The sequence below is a fragment of the Microcoleus sp. Pol17C6 genome, from assembly GCF_036701145.1.
Taxonomy (GTDB): Bacteria; Cyanobacteriota; Cyanobacteriia; order Cyanobacteriales; family Microcoleaceae; genus Microcoleus.
The window spans coordinates 1-1,017 of record NZ_JAUBQH010000185.1 but is presented as its reverse complement, the minus strand read 5'-3'; the positions used below and the strand labels follow the sequence as shown (position 1 = coordinate 1,017).

Below are 1,017 nucleotides of genomic sequence, written 5' to 3'. Positions count from 1 at the left end.
CATGCAGATATAATTAAATGAGCGCTCACAGCATTTGCTCGACCCACAGCCTTCACTCGACTGACAACTATCAATGATTGTATAAAGTATCACACATTAGTAAAAATGAAAACTTATTCGATTGATTTTAGACAAAAAATTATGGATGTATACCATAATGAACCGCTGTCACAAAGAGCAATAGCCAACCGTTTTTGTGTAGCGCTTAGTTTCGTCCAAAAACTGATCAAACAGTATCGTGAAACCCAAAATATTGCTCCTCGAACAGAGCGATGCGGAGTCAAATTAAAACTGAATGCAGAACAACTCCTGATTTTAGCCCAATTGATTGAAGAAAATAATGATGCGACTCTCGAAGAACTCCGTTATTTACTCTACCAAAAAATTGGGTTTACCATCAGCGTAGCAACGATGGGAAGAATGGCAAAACTCTTAAACATGACCTTAAAAAAAAAACTCTCTTCCCGTCAGACAAAGGCACTGACCGAGTTCAGAACCTGCGATACGAGTTTTGGCAAAAAATTCGACAAATTTGTTTGAAAGACTTAATATTCATTGATGAATCTGGAGTAAACTTGGCAATGGTTAGGTTATATGCTAGGTCTCTAAAAGGTTCAAGAGCCAAGGGGCCAAAACCGAATAAACGCGGCAGAAATGTCTCAATAATTGGAGCTATATCGGTCAACGAAATCCTAACATCCGTCAATTTAACAGGTACAACTGATACAATTACATTTGAGGCTTTTATTATACGAAAGCTAGTACCAAAACTCTGGAAAGGTGCTTGTGTAGTGATGGATAATTGTACTATTCATACCGGAGAAGAAATAGAAAAAGCCATCAAAAAGAAAGGGGCAAAATTAATATACTTGTCCCCCTATTCTCCCGACTTCTCACCAATTGAACATTTATGGTCAAAACTCAAAAACATTCTCCGTTCTATCAAGACGACTAATTATCGAGAATTAGCAAAAGCGATAGAGTTTGCCTTCAATGAAGTTACATTATCCGATATGA

At 37.4% G+C, this 1,017-nt stretch carries 1 protein-coding gene; it reads left to right on the top strand.

The genetic code is table 11. From position 1 onward, the window contains the following. Positions 1 to 105 precede the first annotated feature (105 nt). Positions 106 to 1,017 (top strand): IS630 family transposase gene (locus QUA25_RS29340; RefSeq protein ID WP_333043224.1). Its coding sequence is split into 2 segments (ribosomal slippage), with 913 coding nucleotides annotated over them: positions 106 to 439 and positions 439 to 1,017; the frame shifts between segments, so codons are not numbered across the junction. This gene is flagged as partial in the annotation.